Origin of the sequence: Hymenobacter taeanensis (genome assembly GCF_013137895.1) — a bacterium.
In the GTDB taxonomy this organism is placed as follows: domain Bacteria; phylum Bacteroidota; class Bacteroidia; order Cytophagales; family Hymenobacteraceae; genus Hymenobacter; species Hymenobacter taeanensis.
In genome coordinates, this window is record NZ_CP053538.1 from 1,051,019 (window position 1) to 1,071,949 (window position 20,931).

Annotated in this window: 15 protein-coding genes and 1 riboswitch; of the genes, 9 read left to right on the forward strand and 6 right to left on the reverse strand. The window is 57.7% G+C overall.

Annotated features, from left to right (window positions below; all coding sequences use genetic code 11):
• Positions 1–6: 6 nt before the first annotated feature.
• From HMJ29_RS04535 to HMJ29_RS04545, 3 genes are all read right to left on the reverse strand, one after another.
• A complete protein-coding gene (locus tag HMJ29_RS04535; protein ID WP_171590353.1) occupies positions 7–774 on the reverse strand; it encodes an alpha/beta fold hydrolase in 768 nt (255 codons plus the stop codon).
• A gap of 283 nt (positions 775–1,057) precedes the next feature.
• A complete protein-coding gene (locus HMJ29_RS04540; RefSeq protein WP_171590354.1) occupies positions 1,058–2,392 on the reverse strand; it encodes a DUF2254 domain-containing protein in 1,335 nt (444 codons plus the stop codon).
• A gap of 44 nt (positions 2,393–2,436) precedes the next feature.
• On the reverse strand, positions 2,437–2,652 hold the full coding sequence (locus HMJ29_RS04545; RefSeq protein ID WP_171590355.1) for a copper chaperone: 216 nt from the start codon (positions 2,650–2,652) through the stop codon (positions 2,437–2,439).
• Positions 2,653–2,967: 315 nt separating this feature from the next.
• Between HMJ29_RS04545 and HMJ29_RS04550 the strand changes: the two genes are divergently transcribed.
• From HMJ29_RS04550 to HMJ29_RS04565, 4 genes are all read left to right on the forward strand, one after another.
• On the forward strand, positions 2,968–3,936 hold the full coding sequence (locus HMJ29_RS04550) for a mechanosensitive ion channel family protein (protein ID WP_171590356.1): 969 nt from the start codon (positions 2,968–2,970) through the stop codon (positions 3,934–3,936).
• A 120-nt stretch (positions 3,937–4,056) separates the two neighbouring features.
• Positions 4,057–4,584, forward strand: a complete 528-nt coding sequence (locus tag HMJ29_RS04555) for a DUF421 domain-containing protein (RefSeq protein WP_171590357.1) — start codon at positions 4,057–4,059, stop codon at positions 4,582–4,584.
• A 53-nt stretch (positions 4,585–4,637) separates the two neighbouring features.
• Positions 4,638–6,242, forward strand: coding sequence for a mechanosensitive ion channel family protein (locus HMJ29_RS04560; protein ID WP_171590358.1), 1,605 nt, complete (start codon positions 4,638–4,640; stop codon positions 6,240–6,242).
• A 271-nt stretch (positions 6,243–6,513) separates the two neighbouring features.
• Positions 6,514–9,996 carry a PAS domain S-box protein gene (locus HMJ29_RS04565; protein WP_171590359.1) on the forward strand — a complete coding sequence of 1,161 codons (3,483 nt, stop codon included), beginning with the start codon at positions 6,514–6,516 and terminating at the stop codon, positions 9,994–9,996.
• Between the two features lie 100 nt (positions 9,997–10,096).
• Here the strand turns inward: HMJ29_RS04565 and dxs are convergent, their stop codons facing one another.
• Complete coding sequence (gene dxs / locus HMJ29_RS04570; protein WP_171590360.1) at positions 10,097–12,040, reverse strand: 1-deoxy-D-xylulose-5-phosphate synthase; 1,944 nt, start codon at positions 12,038–12,040, stop codon at positions 10,097–10,099.
• A 276-nt stretch (positions 12,041–12,316) separates the two neighbouring features.
• Between dxs and HMJ29_RS04575 the strand changes: the two genes are divergently transcribed.
• Positions 12,317–13,399 carry a lysylphosphatidylglycerol synthase transmembrane domain-containing protein gene (locus tag HMJ29_RS04575; protein WP_171590361.1) on the forward strand — a complete coding sequence of 361 codons (1,083 nt, stop codon included), beginning with the start codon at positions 12,317–12,319 and terminating at the stop codon, positions 13,397–13,399.
• Positions 13,400–13,512: 113 nt separating this feature from the next.
• On the opposite strand, the gene HMJ29_RS04580 is transcribed toward HMJ29_RS04575, so the two are convergent.
• Both HMJ29_RS04580 and HMJ29_RS04585 read right to left on the reverse strand, forming a co-directional pair.
• Positions 13,513–14,970, reverse strand: a complete 1,458-nt coding sequence (locus tag HMJ29_RS04580) for an aldehyde dehydrogenase family protein (RefSeq protein ID WP_171590362.1) — start codon at positions 14,968–14,970, stop codon at positions 13,513–13,515.
• A 186-nt stretch (positions 14,971–15,156) separates the two neighbouring features.
• A complete protein-coding gene (locus tag HMJ29_RS04585) occupies positions 15,157–15,573 on the reverse strand; it encodes a lipocalin family protein (protein ID WP_171590363.1) in 417 nt (138 codons plus the stop codon).
• Between the two features lie 228 nt (positions 15,574–15,801).
• On the opposite strand from HMJ29_RS04585, the gene HMJ29_RS04590 reads away from it, so the two are divergent.
• The 4 genes from HMJ29_RS04590 (at position 15,802) to HMJ29_RS04605 (ending at position 20,927) form a co-directional block, all read left to right on the forward strand.
• Entirely contained in the window at positions 15,802–16,104 is a 303-nt protein-coding gene (locus HMJ29_RS04590; RefSeq protein WP_171590364.1) for a LysM peptidoglycan-binding domain-containing protein, read from the forward strand.
• 362 nt (positions 16,105–16,466) lie between these two features.
• A riboswitch (SAM riboswitch) is annotated at positions 16,467–16,579 on the forward strand.
• Positions 16,580–16,977: 398 nt separating this feature from the next.
• Positions 16,978–18,366 (forward strand): O-acetylhomoserine aminocarboxypropyltransferase/cysteine synthase family protein, encoded by a 1,389-nt coding sequence (locus HMJ29_RS04595; RefSeq protein ID WP_171590365.1) that lies wholly within the window; start codon positions 16,978–16,980, stop codon positions 18,364–18,366.
• 256 nt (positions 18,367–18,622) lie between these two features.
• Entirely contained in the window at positions 18,623–19,684 is a 1,062-nt protein-coding gene (metX, locus tag HMJ29_RS04600; protein WP_171590366.1) for a homoserine O-acetyltransferase MetX, read from the forward strand.
• Positions 19,650–20,927 carry a homoserine dehydrogenase gene (locus tag HMJ29_RS04605; protein WP_171590367.1) on the forward strand — a complete coding sequence of 426 codons (1,278 nt, stop codon included), beginning with the start codon at positions 19,650–19,652 and terminating at the stop codon, positions 20,925–20,927. Before metX ends, HMJ29_RS04605 begins: the two co-directional genes overlap by 35 nt.
• Positions 20,928–20,931 lie beyond the last annotated feature (4 nt).

A 20,931-nucleotide genomic window follows, 5' to 3' on the forward strand; every position in this document is an offset into this window, starting at 1 on the left:
TTGGCTTCAATTGGCTGCCCGGCTTCCGTTGAACACACTCGCCGCAAAGTTCAGCACCGCCCGGCGTGTTACCTCTGGCTGCTCCAGGTACCCTAGGTGGCCTACGTTGGCCAGCAGCAGCGCGTGGCTCTGCGCGGGTAGTGCCAGCTGGGGCAACAGGCTCTCCACCGACACGGCCACATCATCCTGGCCACCAATAAAGAGCACTGGGAATTTCGCCGTTCTTAGTACCTCCGTCCGGTCGGGGCGGTTTTTCATGGCTTCTAGGCCACCTAGCACGGTAGCCTCGGGGGTAATTTTGCCAATGGCCTCCAGAAACTCCTGTGCCTCGGTCAGCTGCTCGCGGTTGGCGGGCGCAAACAGCGGACGGATGAATGAGCCCATAAACTTTTTTACCCCGTGCCGCCGCACAAAGTCCTGATTTTTGGCGCGGTTTGCTTTCTTCTCCTCAGTGTCTGGTAGGGCTGTGGAGTGGAAAAGCACTAGGCCCTGTACCAGCTCCGGGTGGGCTTCGGCCAGCGCCAGCGCCACGTAGCCGCCCATGCTGTGGCCTATTACCAGCGCCTGCTCCACCCCCTCCTGCCGGAGTTGTTCTGCCACGTACTGTGCCTGCGCTTCCATTGTATAGTCCTGAATGCCCTCGGTATTAGCTCCGTGGCCTAGCAGGTCCAGGGCCAGCAGCCGATAGTGGGTCGGGAACTGTTGGGTGAAATTGTGCCAGATAGCACGAGACTCGGCAAAACCATGAAGCAGCAGAATGGTAGGCTGGGGCATATTTGTGCGCGGGGTTTAGTAGAAGTGAAACGCAAAGAACACGCTAAGGCGCATAATGGGCGCAGCTCGCCTGCCAACACTCAGCACCCAGTGCAGTTCGGGCACTGGGCGTACTGGGCGTCGGCATACAGGCCCCCGGTAACTGCTATTTGCTGCTCGTTTGTTCAAGGGCTCTCAGTACTACAATAAAAAATCAGCCCGGCTTAACTTTAGCATAAAATAAGCACTGGTGCTCCTATGGGGCAGCACACCAACAGTGTAGGCCTCTCCGTAAGGCACTAAATCAGGCTACTAACTCTTTTTCCCAGCTTGGCTGCAGCTCAGCGTAAAGGGTCTGCACAGCTTTCTTTTCGTAATCGGTGACCAGGGTTTCTTCGGCCAGCTCAAGCAACAGCTTGGCCTGCTTGGCTACGGCGTGTTGGCGGCCAGCAGTGCAGGCGGCGTGGCCGGTGCGGGCCAGGGCGCGCAGCAGGCGTAGCAGCAGCGCGTGGTTGCCTTTACTATTGATACGAACCAAATCAAAGGCCAGACGCAGGTAAGCATCAAAGTCGGCGGCATCTACCAGCACACGGGGGGGCTGGTCTTCTTTGGCGCGCAACTGAGCCGGAAACGGACGCCCGGCTAATTGCTGCAGTAGCCGCCCAATATGATCTACGGCCATAATGCCGGTAGTGGTATCGTTGATGCCCGGCGAGAGAGCCTTCAGGGCAATATCAACCAATTGCTGCAACCCGAAGGCTACATCCTGCTCAATGCTACGATGCAGGGCTAGAGTTACGCAGGCCCGTAAACCGTCTATATCATCCTCGCTGAGTGCCTGGTCGGCCGGGTTATCGGGCTGTAGCCGGGCCAGCTGATCCTGCTCCACCACAAAGGCGCCCACTTTTTGCTCCAGGCGCACAAAAACGTTGTGCTCAGTGGCCCAGTCCAGCAGCGCGTCGGCATCTACTTGCTGCACGTAGCCGGTTTTTTTGGCATACACAGTTTGGATGCGGCCAGCTGAATACTCCGGCGGAGGCATGGGGGCGGCGGCCGGCTCCCCTACACCTGCAGGATACAGCTCATCAATTGCGTGGGCCGTTTCGCGGCTGATGCGGTGCAGAATAGTGCCCGTCTGTAGCGACTCAGCAATGTGGTGAATGAAGTAGATAAGGGCTGCCACGCCACCCAGCGCCAGCACCAGGCCTCCCAGCACCGCCGTAGAAGGCACAAACTTCTGCTCATCGGCGGAGCGAATAGTACCCAACACGGCCAGACAGTAGGTAAACACCCCCACAAAGTAGCCCATGACCACCTGGTTGCCCCGGTCGCGCATGAAATTGCGCAGCACCCGCGGCGAGTACTGGCTGCTAACCTGCGAGATAGTGGACAATGTGAGCGAGAATACCAGCGCCGCCACCGTTAGCATAGAGCCGGCAATGGCCGTAAGCATGCCCCGTGAGCCCTCGGCTCCCGCCCCAAACAGCAGCGGAAACCGCTTGGCCCCATTAAACGAGGTGCGGGTATCGAACGTGATTAGCCCGTAGGCCAGTCCGCAGGCGCCAAGCACCAGCAGCCCCGGCACAAACCACAGGGACTCGCGCAGGCGTTGCCAGGTGTGGCGGAAGTGTAATGACATAGAGCAACTGAAAAATAAGTAGAATGCGCAGCAGACTTTTGGGCTTAGTCTACGGGTTCCGCCCGGAAACCGGCCCGGGCTAGCGCCTGCGTTACCTGCTCCCCAATACGGTTGTCAATGGTCTGGATGGTGAGCAGCTTATCAGGGTCGCCCAGGTCGAGGTTCCAGCCATCAATGGGCTCAATTCCATTCAGGGCCTGGGTAACGGCCAGCATAGAGTCGTGGTCGGTGATATTGGTTTTGAAATTCAGCGTTTTCATGGGCGCGGCGTTTAGTAAGCAAACCACTGAGCCGCCGGAAAGGCGAACAGCAAACCCCTACTTACGGCCCCTATCAGCTTCGGTTATCAGCCCCCTGGCCAACTTAAGCTAGGGCTGCGCAGTGCGCCAAGCCTGTTGCGGCCAACTGCTGCTTGGCGGTTGTTGCGCCCGCTTGCCCAAACGGCTCTGCAGGCACACCTGCCTGAGGCTCCACCCCGGGCGTACTGGTGGCGGCCAGCGCAGTGCAATTCTGGTAACCCTACGGCGGGCATTACGTGTTTACCAGTACGCCGACTACAAGGTTGGTACCCATGTATGGATTTTTCGCTTGCCTGGCAGAAGCTGAATCAGATTGGCCGAGAGTTGGTGGCCGCCTTGCCCAACATTGCCATCGGTACGGTGGTAATTATCATCTTCTTTTTTGTAGCCCGCGGCGTGCGGGCAGTGGTAGCCCGCGTGACGCACCGTAAGCAAGGCAGCCAAAGCCTCTCGCTGCTGCTGAGCCGACTGGCCTACGTGGCTACCCTAATTATTGGGGTACTGGTGGTGGCCACCATTGTGTTGCCGGGGTTCACGCCCACCAGCCTCATCAGCGCGCTGGGCGTGGGTGGTATTGCCATTGGCTTTGCCTTTAAAGACATCTTCCAGAATTTTCTGGCGGGTATTCTGCTGCTGCTCACGGAGCCCTTCAAAATCAACGACCAAATTAAGTACAAGGACTTCGAGGGTACCGTTGAGTCGATTCAGACCCGGGCTACCACCATCCGCACCTATGATGGGCGGCGCGTGGTTATTCCCAACGCCGAGCTGTTTACCAACGCCGTAACCGTAAACACGGCCTACGATAAGCGCCGCCTGCAGTATGACATAGGTATTGGCTACGGCGATGATATTGCCCAGGCCCGGCAACTGATACTAGAAGCCATGCGCGAAGTAGAGGGTGTGTTGGAAGACCCCGCCCCAGAAGCAATAGTGATGGATCTGGCTGGCAGCTCCGTCAACCTTCGGGCGCGCTGGTGGGTAAACCCGCCCCGCCAGGCCGATATTCTCGATGCCCAGGACAAGGTGCTTGAATCCATCAAGAACAAGCTTACCCAGAACGGTATCGATCTGCCCTTCCCGACCCAGCAAATCCTCTTCCACGACCAGACTGAGGTTACCGACGGCGACCGGCGCCGGCAGCGCGAAGGCTGGCCCACCGGCCAGGGCGACGTGCCCCAGGCCCGTGCTGCGCTACCTAGTCCTGATCAGCAACCCACATCTGACTCTGTAACCCAAGCCTAATTGCTACCGTGACGGCCCGGCTGCTTCTCTAGGCCAGGGAACAGGCAGCACGTTAGCACCTACCACCTGTTCCCTGGCCTAGAGAAGCAGCCGGGCCGCCGTAAAGCGTTATTCAAGCCAATGGAACAAATATTCTTTACAAGCTGGACGAGTATCCTCCGCACGATTATCATTGCCGTTGCGGCTTACGCTGGTCTTATTCTCATGCTACGCGGGTCGGGTAAACGCACCCTGTCCAAGATGAATGCTTTTGATTTCATCGTGACCGTAGCCTTGGGCTCAACGCTAGCCACGGTGCTGCTCACCAAGAGCGTGGCCCTGGCCGATGGACTCCTGGCTTTTGCGCTGCTGATTGGGCTACAGTATCTGCTCACCTGGCTCTCAGTGCGCTACAAAGCAGTTGATGAGTTAATTAAGGGCCAGCCCGCGCTGCTGGTTTACCAGGGCCAGCTCCTGCACACCGCCATGAAGGCGGAGCGCGTAACGGAAGGCGAAATTATGGCCAGCCTGCGTGAGCACGGTCTTAGTAACCTCATGCAGGTAGAGGCCGTGGTGCTGGAAACCGAGGGCAGCCTGAGCGTTATTAAAAAGTCTTCGGATGAGCCGGTAGAGGTGTTGGGTGATGTGTCGGCACCTTCTATCAGCTAGCCGGGGCCGAGTGCCTCGCCAACCTGCGGTGGGCTTTTCGTACTTTTCAGCTTATGAAGCTGTTTTTTGTTTGCTGCCTGCTCCTGCTGAGCGGGTGGGCCGGTGCTCAGGCACCTGATTCTCTGCTTTCAAACCCTAGGCCTGTAACCACCTTGCCCACGGGTGCCGCCGTAGTTTTACCGCCCACTGATACGCTGTTTCGGGTATACGGCCGGGTGGGCTCTTTCGGGCCCCAGGAGCGGGCCGAGGCCATTCAGCGCCGTTTGCTAACCCTGCTTGATGCCCCGCTTTTTTCGCCTGACTCGCTTTACGTCACTGACTCAGAGCGCGATTCAGAAATCATGTACGCCGATACCCACGTGCTGAGTGTAGGCGCAGCCGAAGCCCAGGCCCTGGGCCTACCCCAGCCTACCGTAGCTCGCCAGTATTTAAGCACGCTGCGCAGCCATCTGACAGCCGCCCAGCAGGCCAGCAGCTTGCCCGAGCTGCTGAAGCGCGGTGCGCTGGCCGTACTCACCCTGCTCATGCTGGCCGGACTGATTTACGGGCTTAACCGCTTTTTCAGGGCTATTAACCAGCGTATTCTTCTGTGGCGGGGCAGCCCACTAAAGCCGTGGCGCATTAATAACTATGAGCTCCTGACCCAGGAGCGGCAGCTGGCTGTGCTGCGCACTCTGCTTAAGGTACTACGCCTGGTGCTGGTGGCCCTAACGGTATATCTGGCCCTGCCGCTGCTCTTCAGCCTGTTCCCCTGGACGGAGGGCTTCTCGCGCCAGTTGCTGGGCTACGTGCTAGGCCCCGTGCAGCGGGTAGTGCTGGCCGTGGTGCACTACGTGCCCAACCTGCTCACTATTGTAGTTATTTACCTATTTACTACCTACGCCGTGCGGTTCCTGCGCTTTCTGGCCGGCGAGGTGGCCACGGGGCAGCTTGTTATTGAAGGCTTTTACCCCGACTGGGCCCTGCCCACCTTCAACCTGGTGCGCTTTGCCCTGTACGTGTTTATGTTCATCGTCATCTTCCCGTACCTGCCCGGCTCCGATTCTCCTGTCTTTCAGGGCGTTTCGGTGCTGCTGGGGTTCGTTATTTCCTTTGGCTCCACTTCAGCCATCGGCAACCTGGTGGCTGGCATCGTTATTACCTATATGCGCCCGTTTAAAGTCGGCGACCGGGTAAAGATTGGCGAGGTAGTTGGCGACGTACTCGAAAAGACCCTGCTGGTTACGCGCCTGCGCACCGTCAAAAACGAGGACATTACCATCCCTAACTCCAACATCCTGACCGGCCACACGGTGAACTACAGCGCCGCCGCTGAGCGTGAGGGCCTGGTGCTGCACTCCACGGTTACCATTGGGTATGATGTGCCCTGGCCGCAGGTGCATGAGCTGCTGCTGAGGGCCGCACGTGCTACGCAGGGAGTTGAGACTACACCGGCGCCCTTCGTGCTACAAACCAGCCTCGATGATTTTTACGTTTCCTATCAAATTAACGCCTACACCCGGCAGCCGCACCGGCAAGCGGCCCTGTACTCTGAGCTGCACCAGCACATTCAAACGGAGTTTGCCCGCGCCGGCGTAGAGGTTATGTCGCCCCACTACCGGGCTACCCGCAGTGGCTCCGAAGCCGGCAGCACCATTCCGCAGCTGCCAGCTCAGTAACGCAGCTAGTAGCCACTCTAGGCCAGTGCAACCAACTACCTATCAGACGCGGAATCATTTGGGCTCAGCCAGTGTAGGAGCATGGCGGCCCTGAGAAGTTGCTGCCCGGGTAGTACAGACTCAGCCACTCATTCACTCCTTTACCAAATCGGGAAGCCACAATTTCTGGTCAGCTCCTCTGATTAGCCATTGTTCGCGTACCGGTAATTAGTAACTTACTTAACTATACATGCGGCATTAATGCCGTTATTCACCATCATTTGATTTTTCTGTGAAGCCAACCACTGTCAGCTCTCCGCCCGAAACCGGAAAACCCGACTTTGCTTTACTGGAGGAAATCTTTGATGCCGTAGTGCTGCTGACGGCGGAAGGAACACTCACCTGGGTGAATGCCGGCTTTGGGCAGCTTACCGGGTTTCATAGCCCGGAGCAGGCCCCCGGCTTGCTGGTAGGAGCACTAGCGGAGGTAGGTATTACGCCAGCGGCTTTTCAGCGGCAGCTGCAGGCTGGCCCGGCTCCTCAGTTTGAGGTGCCCCTGCGCCGCGCTAATGGCCAAGGCGTTTGGGTGCATGTAAAGCTGCGGCCCTACCCACCAACGGGTACTTACCTAGGCCTGTTAGAAGATATTACAACGCGCCAGCACGCCGCGCTGGAACAGGAAGAGCGCTTCCGCTACCTTACTGAAAACGTACCGGGCGTGCTGTTTCAATGGCGGGAAAGCCTCACGGGAGGGGCTGGCCTTAGCTACATCAGCCCCCAGCTGCACACCATTTTCGGTATTGCTCCTGAGCAGGCGCAGGAGTTCATACGCTTCGTGCACCCCGATGACCAGGCTCAGTGGGAGAGCTCTCTTAAGCTTGCCAAACAGCATACTGGTGGCTGGTTGTTTGAAGGTCGCCTGGTAGTACCGGGCCAGCCGGTGCGCTGGTGCCGCGGCACCGCCCAGCTCGCTGAATCAAGCGCCGATGGGGCCCTTTACAGCGGTATTCTGACGGATATAACTGCCCTGAAGCTGGCCGAAGAGACAGTGCAGGCAAATGAGCGGCGGTGGCGGCTGGCAATGGAACGGTTCGGTGATGGTGCCTGGGAGTTCAACTACCAAACCAACGAGGAGTACTTCTCTAAGGCCTACTACACCATGCTGGGCTACTCAGACAACGCCTCAGATCCGCCGCTAACCTCTTGGCTGCACCACGTGCACCCCGATGACCAAGGGCCAAGCCTGGAAGCCGCCGGAGCCTACCTGCGCGGCGAAGTACCCATTTACTCCGTTGAGCGTCGCCTCCGTTGCCGCGACGGGCAGTACAAATGGGTGCTTACCCGCGGCTTGGTTACCCAGCGCGATGAGCAGGGCGAGCCGTTGATTATGACGGGCGTGCACACTGATATCTCAGCTGTAAAACAGGCTACGGCGGCCCTCGAAGCCAGTATGCTACGCTTCTCTACTACCATTGCCAACTTTCAGGAGGGCATTATGCTGGAAGATGAGCACCAGCGCGTAGTACTGGCTAATGCGGCGCTATGCCGCATTTTTAACCTGGACATAGCTCCCGATCAGCTCATTAACTACGATACCCGCCTGCTTAGCCAAGCCATTCAGGAGCATTTCAGGTACCCCGAGGAATTTGTGGCCCGCTACGAGACTATTGTGCGGGAGCGGCAGCTGGTAACGGCCGAATTGTTTGAGCTGGCCGACGGCCGCACCGTGCAGGGCGACTTTGTGCCCATCTTCGTAGCCGAGCGCTACATTGGCAACCTATGGAAGTTTCAGGACATTACGGAGCGTAAAAATAGCGACGATGCCCTGCGCCGCCGCGAGGAAAAGTACCGCGGTATCATTGAGAAGATGCACCTGGGGCTGATTGAAATGGATTTCGATAACCGCGTTCTGTTCACCAACCAGACCTTCCAGGACACTACCGGCTTCTCCGATCAGGAGCTTGCTGAGGAGCACATTATGGCCCAGCTGCTTAGCGCCGAGGAATTGACCAAAATGAACGAGCGCAACAGCCTGCGCCTACAGGGCATTTCGGAGACCTACGAGCTGCCCATTACCACAAAGACTGGGCAGGCCAAATGGCTGCTGGTAAGCGCGGCCCCACTCTACAACGACCACCGCCAGGTGTACGGCAGCATTGGTATTTTTCTGGATATCACGCACCAAAAGCAGCTGGAGAGCCGCCTACGCAAGGCGAAAGAGCAGGCCGAAGAATCGGCGCGGGCGAAGGAGCTGTTCCTGGCCAATATGAGCCACGAGATACGTACACCCATGAATGCCATTTTGGGCATGGGCCAGCTGCTGGCTAAAACGCCTCTCAACGACGACCAGCATACCTATCTGCGGGCTATTGCCACCTCCGGCGAAAACCTGCTGGTGATTCTGAATGATATTCTGGACCTGTCGAAAATTGGGGCCAGCCAGCTACTCATTGAGAACATTGGCTTTAGCATCACGGGGCTGCTTCACCAGATTGAGCAAAGCCTGCACTTTAAAGCTGAGGAAAAGGGCTTATCCTTTCACACCCAGGCCGATGAGCGCATCCCTACGGTATTGCTCGGCGACCCATACCGCATTACGCAGGTGCTGCTGAACCTCGCTGGCAACTCCGTGAAGTTCACGGAAAAGGGCTCCGTCACTGTTTCGTGCACGCTGGAGCAAGCCACTGAAACCTACGTTGACCTCCGCTTCTTGGTGGCTGACACGGGTATTGGCATTGATGCCGAGTACCTGGAGGATATTTTCAATGAGTTCAGTCAGGAAGACTCGTCCGTGACCCGCAAGTTTGGGGGCACTGGCCTAGGCTTAAGCATTAGTCGCCAACTGGTGCACCTGATGGGCGGCGAAATCAGCATTGACAGCCAGAAGCACGAGGGCACTCACAGCAACTTTACGCTCCGCTTGTCCATTGGCGCCCCCGAAGATCTGCCCCAAAAAACCCTTGTTACGGCCAGCATTCGGGAGCAGCTCCGGAACCAGCGCATTCTGCTGGTAGAAGACAACAACTTCAACCGTCAGATTGCCAAAGGCTTCCTACGTAATGCCGGGCTGGAAGTGGTAGAGGCTGAAAACGGGGCCATAGCCGTGGAGCTAGTGCAGCAGCAGCCTTTTGCGGCCGTGCTCATGGACGTGCAGATGCCCATTATGAATGGCCTGGAGGCTACTGCGTATCTGCGTCAGGAGCTGAACTTTACCACGCCCATCATTGCGCTAACGGCCAACGCCATTAAAGGAGAGCGGGAGAAATGCCTGGAGGCCGGCATGAACGACTACCTGCCCAAACCTTTCCAGGAAGACGACCTCCTGAAGATGCTGTGCCGCTGGATTCTGCCCGAAGCCGCCCAGGAGGCTCTGTTAACAGAAGCTACCGTTGGCACGGAGCCCAACGAGGCCGATACCCTGCCATTCTACAACCTGGATATTGTGCGCAAGATTGGTCAGGGCGATGCCTCGTTCACAGTCCTGATGCTGGAATCATTCATTGAGGGCTGTACAGAAGCCGTGCAGGAACTGCAAGCTGCTGCCACTGCACACGACGTTGTAGCACTGCGGTCGGCTACTCACAAGCTAAAGCCCAGCCTGGAGCATCTGCAAGTCAACCGCCTCCTGCCCCTCATCACCACCCTCGACTCCTGGCACGCCGCCTTCGATGACACCATCATCCCCAGCATGGTAGCTGAAGCTGCCAAACTACTCCAGCAACTCATTGAGCAAATGACCCAAGAGCTGCACACGCTGCGGGCAGAACTAGAATAAAGTGGCTAGGCCACTCTGAGGGTTGTAAACCTATCAGTACACAAAAAGCCCCACCGGATACATCCGGTGGGGCTTTTTGTGGCAATACTGGCCTGGCAGTTTACAAGAGCACTTTTTCTACCGGCGCGTTGGCGGCTACTTTACCAGCCATTTCGCGGAGGGCAGCGGCAATGCCATCGGCATCGAAACCGCACTCTTTGTAAAGCTCATCTTGGGAGCCGTGCTCGACGATGCGGTCAGGAATACCGAGGCGCTTGACGGGGAGGCTATAACCATGGTCGGCAAGGAACTCTAGCACGGCGGCCCCAAAGCCTCCGGGTAAGCAGCCGTCTTCAACGGTTACAATGGCTTTGTACTGACGAGCAATGTTGTGGAGCATTTCCTCATCCAGTGGCTTGCAGAAGCGCATGTCGTAGTGGCCAGGGTTGAGGCCTTCTGCCGCGAGCTTTTGGGTGGCTTTCACGGCGTAGTTGCCGATGTGACCGATACTGAGCACGGCTACACCCTCGCCCTCGCGCACTACGCGGCCCGTGCCGATGGTTAGCTTCTTGAGAGGCTTGCGCCACTCCGGCATCACGCCTTCGCCGCGGGGGTAGCGAATGCTGAACGGCCCAGCGTTTTCGGGTAGGGTAGCGGTGTACATCAGGTTGCGCAACTCCTCCTCGTTCATGGGCGCCGACACCACCATGTTGGGGATGCAGCGCATGTAGGCCAGGTCATAGCAGCCGTGGTGCGTGGGGCCGTCGGCGCCGGCAAAACCGGCCCGGTCGAGGCAAAAAACCACGTGCAGGTTCTGCAGCGCCACGTCGTGCACCACCTGGTCGTAGGCGCGCTGCATAAATGAGGAGTAAATGTTGCAGAACGGTACCAACCCCTGCGTGGCTAGGCCAGCGGAGAAAGTTACGGCGTGCTGCTCGGCAATGCCCACGTCAAAAGCGCGGTCAGGCATGGCCTTCATCATGATGTTCAGCGACGAGCCAGAGGGCATGGCCGGCGTCACGCCCATGATTTTGTCGTTCTGCTCGGCAAGCTCTACCAGCGTTTCGCCAAACACATCCTGGTACTTGGGTGCCTGAGGTTTGTCGTAGGTCTTCTTGTGGATTTCGCCAGTTACTTTGTCGAACAGACCGGGCGCGTGCCACAGGGTCTGGTCCTTCTCGGCCAGCGCGTAGCCTTTGCCCTTCACCGTTACGCAGTGCAGAAGCTTAGGGCCGGGAATGCTCTTAAGGTCGTTGAGGATGGTAGCAAGGTGCTGCACATCATGGCCATCCACGGGGCCAAAGTAGCGGAAGTTCAGCGCCTCAAACAGATTGCCTTGCTTCAGCAGTGTAGCCTTCATGGCCTGCTCTACGCGGCGGGCAATCTGCTGCGGGTTGGGGCCGAACTTCGAGAGCTTGCCCAGCACGTTCCACAGCTCATCGCGCACCTTATTATAGGTGCGGGAAGTGGTAATGTCGGTGAGGTACTCCTTGAGCGCGCCCACGTTGGGGTCAATGCTCATGCAGTTATCGTTGAGGATAACCAGCAGGTTGGATTTCTCCACCCCGGCGTGGTTCAGGGCCTCAAAGGCCATGCCGGCCGTCATGGCCCCATCACCAATCACGGCAATGTGCTGCCGGTCGAACTCGCCTTTATAGTCTGAAGCTACGGCCATGCCCAGGGCTGCACCAATGCTGGTGCTGCTGTGGCCTACGCCGAAGGCATCGTACTCGCTTTCGCTGCGCTTGGGAAAACCCGACATGCCATTGTAGCGGCGGTTGGTCGGGAACCGCTCGCGGCGGCCCGTCAGGATTTTGTGACCGTACGCCTGGTGGCCTACGTCCCACACCAGTTGGTCGTAGGGGGTGTTAAAGACGTAGTGTAGCGCTACCGTCAGCTCCACTACGCCCAGCGAAGCCCCGAAATGCCCCCCGTAAATCGAAACCGAGTCGATAATAAACTGTCGGAGCTCCTGGCTCAGCTGCACCAATTGGTCGGGACTGAGTTTTTTCAGGTCGTTGGGCGAGTCAATGGCCGCCAGCAATTCACCAGGTTCGACAATCATAGAGCGCAAAGGCAAAGGAAAGATATATAGCAGTTCAACAGGTAGGTTAGGTAAAAGGTTAGCATCTACCCGACCCTGGCTGCGTACAACAGGCAAAGGTACGGGTTTTCCGCTCGACCGGTTCGTGAGCGAACAGGAAGGTTATGACATTCGGCACGGAAAAAACGATTTGCGCAGGTTCCTGCTATTAACCGGCCGGTCTGCAATTAACGGCACTTTAATATCCTCGCTTACACTAATCCGTACCTTTACCCGCCCACCTAAGTCCTTTTGCCCATGCCCCAGCTCACGGAACCGCAGAACGAGGAACAGCAGCTGCTCCATAAGCTTCGCCCCTCTCGGATCATTCTGCCGGTTCTCATTGGGCTGAGCGTGGTGGGCTTCATGTTCTGGCGCAGCTACAAGCCCGGCGACCTGGCCCCCCTGGCCAATGCCAAGCCCGTGTGGCTGCTGCTTATGGCCGTGGTGCTGGTGGCCCGCGACGCGGGCTACGTGTACCGCATCCGCTACCTCACCCAGAAAGTACTGAGCTGGCGCGCCAGCCTCGAGGTGATTATGATCTGGGAATTTTCGTCGTGCGTACTGCCATCGGCGGTGGGTGGAACGGCCGTTGCGCCGGTACTGCTGCACAAAGAGGGCATTCCGTTGGGCAAGTCAGTGGCCTACATTATGGCTACGGCCATGCTCGACAACCTCTACTATGTATTGGCGGTGCCGCTGGTGGTACTTATTGGGGGTGATGCCCTGTACCCCCACGAGGCGCTGCAGGGTGGCCTAGTGGCTACGCTGCGGGTGGCCTTTATTGCGAGCTACGTATTCGTGTCGGCGTACGCCTTTCTCATGGTGTACGCCATCTTCGTAAACCCCCGGTCGGTGCGTCGGCTGTTTATTAAGCTGTTTTCTATTGCGGGCTTGCGGCGCTGGCGCAATAAGGCGTACCAGCACGGTAACGAGCTGGTGCTGGCCTCGGCGCAGTTGCGCGGCAACGGACTGGCCTACTGGCTGCGAGCATCACTGAGCACGGCCTTCGTCTGGACGGCGCGCTACCTGGTTATTGGCTGCCTTATTTCGGCGTTTATTGACGTTACGTGGGCGGAGTTCTGGCTGATTTTCGGGCGTAACCTCACGTATAAGGTTATTCTGCTGATTGCCATTACGCCCGGCGGAGCCGGCATTGCCGAGGGCGCCTTCCCTACCTTCTTCGGCAAGTTCATCGGCACCCCCACCATGACCAACTTTATGGTGCTGCTCTACCGCATCGTGACGTATTACCTCTATTTGGTTTTGGGCGCCATCTTCCTACCCCGCTGGATCACCCGTATCTTCGGCAAGAAGCAAGCCCAAGAAATTCTGCACTGATGCTGAGCGCGGACCACTGGCCTAGACACAGTTTGGCTTAATCATAAAAGCCCGTCATGCTTCGACAAGCTCAACATGACGGGCTCTTTAATTTCTACTATCAAGCAGCAGCGTTAAATAGGATACTCCCGTGGGGTGTGCTGCACAGTTACCCACTGCACCCGGGTCATTTCCTCAATTACCCACTCTCCCCCGAAGCGGCCCATGCCCGATTCCTTTTCGCCGCCGAAGGGCGCGTTGGGCTCGTCGTTCACGCTTTGGTCGTTCACGTGAATCATGCCGGTTTCTACCTGCCGGGCCAGCTGCACGCCGCGCTCCACGTTGCGGGTATGCAGGGCACCGCTCAGGCCAAAGTTCAGCTCGTTGGCCAGGCGCAGCATCTCCTCATCGTCCTTGAAAGGAATGAGAGCGGCGACGGGGCCAAAGATTTCATTCTGGGCGATGGGCATATCGTTGCGCACCTGGGAAAGCACCGTGGGGTAGAGCACTGCCCCCTCAGCCTGGCCACCAAACTCCAGCTTAGCACCCTGGGCAATGCTTTCCTCCACATCCTTCTGAATGCGCTTTACCTGCTTCTCATCAATGAGAGGACCGATGTCGGTTTCGCGCTGCAGCGGGTCGCCCACTTTTAGCTCTTTGGTGCGGGCCACCAGCTTGTCGCGGAATTCATCATATACCTTTTCGTGCACCAGGAAACGGTTTATGGCCATGCAAATCTGACCCTGGTGCATGAACTTGCCCATCATGCCCCCGGCCACGGCCTGGTCGATATCGGCATCCTCCAGCACGATGAACACGTTGTTGCCGCCCAGTTCCAGAGCTACTTTCTTCAGGCCTTCGCCGGCCAGCTTGCCAATGTTCTGGCCTACCGGCGTGGAGCCCGTGAAGGAAATCATTTTGGGGATGGGGTGTTGCACAAACGGGTCGCCGATAACCGACGACTTGCCTACCACCACGTTGAATACGCCGGCCGGCACCCCCGCCTCCTCAAATAGTTTGGCTAGCAGCGTACCACCCGTAGCGGGCGTTTGTGAGGCGGGCTTTACCACAATGGTATTGCCGCAAGCCAGGGCAGGAGCAATGGACCGCATGGAAAGGTGCACCGGGAAGTTCCAGGGGCTGATAATGCCAATTACGCCCAGTGGCTTGCGGTACACCCGGCTCTCCTTGCCCGGGGTGCTGGAGGCCAGAATCTGGCCGTGCATACGGCTGGGAAATGAGGAGGCTTCCAGAATAACCTCGCGGGCCAGCATTACTTCTATCTCACCTTTCGCGTGGGCACCGCCCGCTTCTTTCGCAATCCATTCAGCAAATTCATCTTTGCGAGCCTCCAGAATGGCGGCGGCTTTCAGCAGAATGTCGCGGCGCTCCTGGGGCAGGGTGGCGCTCCAGGTTTTGGCGGCTTGGTGAGCCGCTTCGTAGGCCTCGTCCAGCTCGCCCAGACCAGCACACCTAATATCGAGTAACACGGAGTTGTCGAAAGGATTGATGTCCTGAATGCGGTCATCTTCGCTGCCATCTTTCCAGTGGCCGTTGATGTACTGTTTGTTAAGGTTGTTATAGCGTTCCATAGTAGAAGAAGAAGGGAATTATGCAGCGGCAGGGTACCGCTGGCTGCTTGCCGGTGAAAGAATAGATTTGAATAAGAACCACTCATTCGGCAAAACCTCCCTCCTGCTGAGCTACATAAGGCATAGAAAAGCCCTTCTACTTAACAGCAGAAGGGCTTTCTAGCATCTTTAGGCGTAGCCTTCGGGCTACTCGTTTTCGAGGCGCAGCTCAGCCCCGTTAGGCGCTTTCAGCGTCAGCTTATCATCGGTGAGGGTAACTACGCTGAAGGTGTTGCTCTCGGCACCACCATCGGGCGTCATGGTGATGGTTTTACCGGTCTGGTCGAAGGTGTACTTGCCATTAGTGGCACCATTGGGCGAGGTCATGTTATACTGGCCGTTGGCGAAGAACGTAATCCGCTCATCTTCCTGAGCGTCGGTTTGCTTCACTTTGTCGCCGCTCGCGTCCAGCTCTTTATCCGTTTTCCAGACCTTGCTGTCTTTGCCGTAAAGCATATTTACGCCTTCTACTTTGCCTTCATTGCTACCGCAAGAAGTAGTAAACATGGCGAGCAGCATAAGCAGGCTGGCCAGATAGCGCAGGGTGAGAGATTGAGTTTTCATGAGAATAGGGAGATAAGTGAAAAGGCCTGCAACACGTAGGGTACGGCCCATGGAGAAAGTTCAGCTACAGCGCTTCTACGGTGGCCTTTACCAAGATGTTCGCCTTTGGTGTAAGCTCAACTGTAGCCATACAACTTATTGTGAGCTCAGGCGTAAGACCCTGGTATCGGTTCACTGCATCTGCTTGATAGCCGGCCCTTTCCCCCTCACTCTAAACTTGCATTCGATATGGGACTGTTCGATTTCCTTTCTAATGATGGCGATAAAAAACCAGTAGAACCCGCTAACAAACCAGCAGCTGGTGGCGCTACTGATTTTTTCGGTAACAGCAACCAAGCGGCTGCTCAGCCCACCGCTACCCAAGGCGACACGTACACCGTAGTAAGCGGCGACTCGCTCTCCAAAATTGCCAAGCACCACTACGGTGATGCCGCCAAGTGGCACCAGATTTATGATGCCAACAAGAGCACCATTGGCTCTAACCCCGACCATATTGAGGTAGGCCAGGTCTTAACACTACCCAAGCTGTAAGCCACTCTGACTTATTAGAATTATACAAAAAGCCACTTTGTATTAAGGTGGCTTTTTTCGTGCGCTAAGGGCTGCAAATTCCGAGTGCTATCCAAGAAGTATTGACGCGGTTTCCGAAAGTACGCCGCCATTACAACTGCTACAGCACACAGTTTTCTTTGCTTGCCACATAGCCTTTGCTATCTATCTAAGCTCATTTTTAAACACTTACGCCATATGCCTATTATTCAACGGCAGGCATGAACCACTACTGCCTACTGAAAAAAAAATATTTTGCCAACCTATTGCAAATATCAAAACCGGCTATACATTTGCAACACCAACACGGTACTCCTCTGCTCGCGGCAGAGTAGTTTTCATAGGATTTATACAGAAGCGGCGAGAGAACAGGCTCCCTGACCCGCTGGCAACCTTCGACCGCGCGAAAGGTGCCAATTCCTGCCCGACCAGCTTTTGCTGGCGGGGCATATAACTCAGAGTGCCATGGAAAACACCCTCGCTTTCGCCCTTGTGAACCCATCTGCCCCGGCTGCCTTGCTGCATGCCGTCTCGCCGATGGTTTTTTGTGTTGCCCCCACCGCACTGGTGGCCGCTCACGTTGCCGCGCGAATGCGAATGCGCTGCTGTTGTAGCGCTTGTTGTTGCTGTAGCTAGTCGCTGCCTGTAAGCCGACTCCTCACAACTCCTCCCTCCTCTTCCTGATATTGCCCCCGACTGGTTGCGCCACCTAGGCCACCTCGCTGGGCCCCACCGCATCCTAACCGCTGTATCTAGCGGGTTTTGAGCGGTTTCCGCTACGCCTCATCGTGGCCACTACACCCGAGCATTTGCTTTCTCCTCTTCCTACGATAACTCCTTACAGACCAGACCGTCATGTCAACGCCAAACTTCCACTTCGAGACGCTTCAACTCCACGCCGGCCAGCAGCCTGACCCCGTAACTGGTGCCCGCGCCGTGCCACTGTACCAAACCACCTCTTACGTTTTCAAGAACGCGGAACATGGCGCTAATCTGTTTGCCCTGAAGGAGTTTGGCAACATTTACACCCGCCTGATGAACCCCACCACCGACGTATTTGAGCAGCGCATTGCCGCGCTCGAAGGTGGCGTGGCGGCGTTGGCGGTATCATCGGGGCAGGCGGCGCAGTTTATTGCCCTCAACAACATTCTGCAGGCCGGCGACAACTTTGTGGCTACTTCGCACCTGTATGGTGGCACCTACAACCAGTTTAAGGTAGCGTTCAAGCGCCTGGGCATTGAAGTACGCTTTGCCGACGGCGACCAGCCCGAGCAGTTCGAGAAGCTGATCGACGAGAACACCAAGGCCATTTACCTGGAAACCATCGGCAACCCGAGCTTCAGCATTCCTGACTTCGAGCGCATTGCCGCCATTGCCGATAAGCACGACCTGCCGCTCATCGTGGACAATACATTTGGCGCGGGTGGCTATTTGTTCCGCCCCCTGGAGCACGGCGCCCACATTGTGGTAGAGTCGGCCACGAAATGGATTGGCGGCCACGGCACCAGTATTGGGGGCGTAATTGTAGACGGTGGCAAGTATGACTTCGGCAACGGCAAGTTCCCGCAGTTTACGGAGCCCTCCGAAGGGTACCACGGCTTGGTCTTTAATGATGTATTCGGCAAGAACGGCCCCTTCGGCAACATTGCCTTCATCATTCGGGCCCGCGTGGAAGGCCTGCGCGACTTTGGTCCGTCGCAGAGCCCATTCAACTCATTCCTGCTGATTCAGGGCCTTGAAACGCTGAGCCTGCGCGTAGAGCGCACCGTAGAAAACGCTCTGCGCGTGGCTACCTGGCTGGAGCAGCACCCACAAGTAGAGGCCGTGAACTACCCTGGCCTAGCCAGCAGCCCCTACCATAAGCTGGCCCAGAAATACCTGAAGCGCGGCTACGGCGGGGTGCTCACCTTCGCCATCAAAGGCAGCAAGGAAACCGCTACCGAGTTCATTAATAACCTGAAGCTCATCAGCCATCTGGCCAACGTAGGCGACGCCAAAACGCTCATCATCCAGCCCTCGGCCACCACGCACCAGCAGCTCTCCGAGCAGGAACAGATTTCAGCGGGTGTAACGCCTACGCTGCTGCGCCTGTCGGTGGGTATTGAGCACTTTGAAGACATCCGGGCCGACCTGCAGCAGGCGTTTGACGCCGTGCGCATCGCCGCTCCCCTAACCTCCGATGCCGATGCCAGCACCCTGCTGCCCGAGCCGGAGCCTGAACACGCCGCTACGCTGGAGGTCTAAACCAAGAGAGGGGTTGAGCATCTGGCAGCTACTTCGTGGGAAGCAGCCAGGCCTTGACCTTCAGCGGGCGTAATGCGGGCAGCTCAACGGCTTTTTTGTGAGAGAGGAATCCGTTGAAACCAGCTGCCCGCCCATAGCCGGGGCTGAGCCAGCGCGTCTACTGGCTCAGCCCGCGGGCTTTGGAAAGCTAGAACGGCATTCAACTACTTTTTAAGGAGGTGAGCCTCTAGCCCAGACTATTTTTTGCTTTGGAAGTATGTCAGATTTCGACCAACAAATATTCCGGCTGCCTAGGCCACTGCGGCTGGAAAGCGGCGCCGTGCTCCCGCACGTGGAAGTGGCCTACCACACCTACGGGCACCTGAATGCCTCCCGCGACAACGTGGTGTGGGTGTGCCATGCCCTCACGGCCAACGCCGATGTGCTGAGCTGGTGGCCAGGGTTGTTCGGGAAAGACACCCATTTTGACCCCGCCGACTGGTTTATCGTCTGCGCCAATATTCTGGGCTCCTGCTATGGCAGCACCGGCCCGCTTACCCCTAATCCCGAAACCGAAGAGGTGGCCTACCAGCAATTTCCCCTGCTGACCATCCGCGACCTGGTTTCGGCGCACGAAGCCCTACGGGAACACCTGGCCCTGCCGCGCATTCATACCCTCATTGGTGGTTCACTGGGCGGCCAACAGGCAGTTGAGTGGGCTATTCAACGGCCTGAGCTGTTCGAGAATTTAGTGTTGCTGGCCACCAGCGCCCAGCACTCAGCCTGGGGCATTGCCTTCAACGAGGCCCAGCGCCTCGCTATTCAGGCTGACCCAACCTACACCTCCGCAACGCCCGATGGCGGCGCGGCTGGCCTACGGGCCGCCCGCGCCGTGGCCCTGCTGAGCTACCGCAGCTATGAGGCCTACGACCTAGCCCAGACCGAGCCCAACGAATCAGTACTCACTGATTTCCGGGCCAGTTCTTACCAACGCTACCAGGGCGACAAGCTCGTGGCGCGGTTCAATGCCCACAGTTACGTCACCCTGTCCAGAGCCATGGACTCGCACAACGTGGGCCGGGGGCGCGGCGGGGTAAAAGCTGCCCTAGGGCGCATTCGGGCGCGCACCCTGGTAATCGGTATTACTTCCGATGTGCTGTTTCCACCCAGCGAGCAGCAACTGCTGGCCCAGCATATTCAGGGCGCCCTCTACGCCGAAATGGGCTCTCAGTACGGCCACGATGGCTTCCTGATTGAAACCGCCCAAATCACGCACTTCCTCGAACGTTTTTACGCGCCAAGCTATGTCAGCCAACCTGCACCTCAACTCTCTATCTAGCCCTTCCACCTCAGCTGCGCGGCCGTGGCGCGTGGGCCTGATTGGTTTTGGCTGCGTAGGCCAGGGCCTGTACGATATCCTGCAAAAACGGCCAGAAACGGGCTTCGACATCAGCCGCATTGTAGTAAAGAACCAGACTAAAGAGCGAACCTTGCCCGCCAACCGGTTTGAGTTTGACGCCGCTGCTCTGCTAGCCGACGACACCCTGGACGTACTGGTAGAGGTAATTGACGATGCCGAAGAGGCCTTCCGGCTGGTGGCGGCCGCCTTGCGCCGCGGCCGCCGGGTAGTTACGGCCAACAAAGCCATGCTGGCCCGCCACCTCCCCGAACTGGTGCAGCTGCAACGTGAAGGCCAGGGCACTCTATTATATGAAGCGGCCGTGTGCGGCAGCATTCCAGTCATCCGGACCCTGGACGCTTACTTTGGGGCCGAGCCCCTACGCCGCCTGACGGGCATCCTCAACGGCTCTTCTAACTACGTGCTCACCCGCATGGGCGAGGATTCTTCGGACTACGCCCCGGCCCTAGCGGAAGCCCAGGCCAAGGGCTTCGCTGAAACTGACCCGTCGCTGGACATGGGCGCTTTTGACCCGCGCTCCAAGGCGGTGCTGCTGGCCGCGCATGCCTACGGGGCCTTCCTACAACCAGAGCAGGTCTTGAACCTGGGCATTGAAGGCATCAGCGCCGTGGATATTGCCTTTGCCGCCACGCTAGGCCAGAAAATCAAAGTAGTAGCGGGCCTACAGCGCCTCCCCGATGGCCGCGTAACGGCGCTGGTAACCCCGCAGCTCGTAGGCCCGGATTCGCCGCTATACTCCGTGGATAATGAGTTTAACGGGGTGGTAATTGAGGCCGACTTTGCGGGCGAGCAGTTTCTGCGCGGCCGTGGGGCCGGTGGGCACCCCACCGGCTCAGCCGTGCTAGCCGATCTGGCCGCATTACGCCAAGGCTTTGCCTACCAGTATCCCAAGGCCAGGGCAGGTGCCCCGGCCTACGCCTCCGACCTGGAAGTGGAAATCTACCTGCGCACCGACGAGGACCGCCTCATCGACCTGCTCGACTTCAGCGAGATTTCGGAAGAAGCCGACGAGGACGAGTACGTGGTAGGCTACGTGGCCCTGGAAAACCTTATCCGCCACCGCGACACCCTGCGCAAGTACGGGGCCTTCGTGGTACGTACCGGGCAGCTGCGCCCCATCAGCACGGCCGTGGCCGCAGTGGTAGAGGAGGAGTCATTTTAGTACT

Coding starts and splice junctions, on each gene's coding strand:
- HMJ29_RS04535 (WP_171590353.1), bottom strand. CDS start 774: ATGCCCCAGCCTACCATTCTGCTGCTTCATGGTTTTGCCGAGTCTCGT.
- HMJ29_RS04540 (WP_171590354.1), bottom strand. CDS start 2,392: ATGTCATTACACTTCCGCCACACCTGGCAACGCCTGCGCGAGTCCCTG.
- HMJ29_RS04545 (WP_171590355.1), bottom strand. CDS start 2,652: ATGAAAACGCTGAATTTCAAAACCAATATCACCGACCACGACTCTATG.
- HMJ29_RS04550 (WP_171590356.1), top strand. CDS start 2,968: ATGGATTTTTCGCTTGCCTGGCAGAAGCTGAATCAGATTGGCCGAGAG.
- HMJ29_RS04555 (WP_171590357.1), top strand. CDS start 4,057: ATGGAACAAATATTCTTTACAAGCTGGACGAGTATCCTCCGCACGATT.
- HMJ29_RS04560 (WP_171590358.1), top strand. CDS start 4,638: ATGAAGCTGTTTTTTGTTTGCTGCCTGCTCCTGCTGAGCGGGTGGGCC.
- dxs (WP_171590360.1), bottom strand. CDS start 12,040: ATGATTGTCGAACCTGGTGAATTGCTGGCGGCCATTGACTCGCCCAAC.
- HMJ29_RS04575 (WP_171590361.1), top strand. CDS start 12,317: ATGCCCCAGCTCACGGAACCGCAGAACGAGGAACAGCAGCTGCTCCAT.
- HMJ29_RS04580 (WP_171590362.1), bottom strand. CDS start 14,970: ATGGAACGCTATAACAACCTTAACAAACAGTACATCAACGGCCACTGG.
- HMJ29_RS04585 (WP_171590363.1), bottom strand. CDS start 15,573: ATGAAAACTCAATCTCTCACCCTGCGCTATCTGGCCAGCCTGCTTATG.
- HMJ29_RS04590 (WP_171590364.1), top strand. CDS start 15,802: ATGGGACTGTTCGATTTCCTTTCTAATGATGGCGATAAAAAACCAGTA.
- HMJ29_RS04595 (WP_171590365.1), top strand. CDS start 16,978: ATGTCAACGCCAAACTTCCACTTCGAGACGCTTCAACTCCACGCCGGC.
- metX (WP_171590366.1), top strand. CDS start 18,623: ATGTCAGATTTCGACCAACAAATATTCCGGCTGCCTAGGCCACTGCGG.
- HMJ29_RS04605 (WP_171590367.1), top strand. CDS start 19,650: ATGTCAGCCAACCTGCACCTCAACTCTCTATCTAGCCCTTCCACCTCA.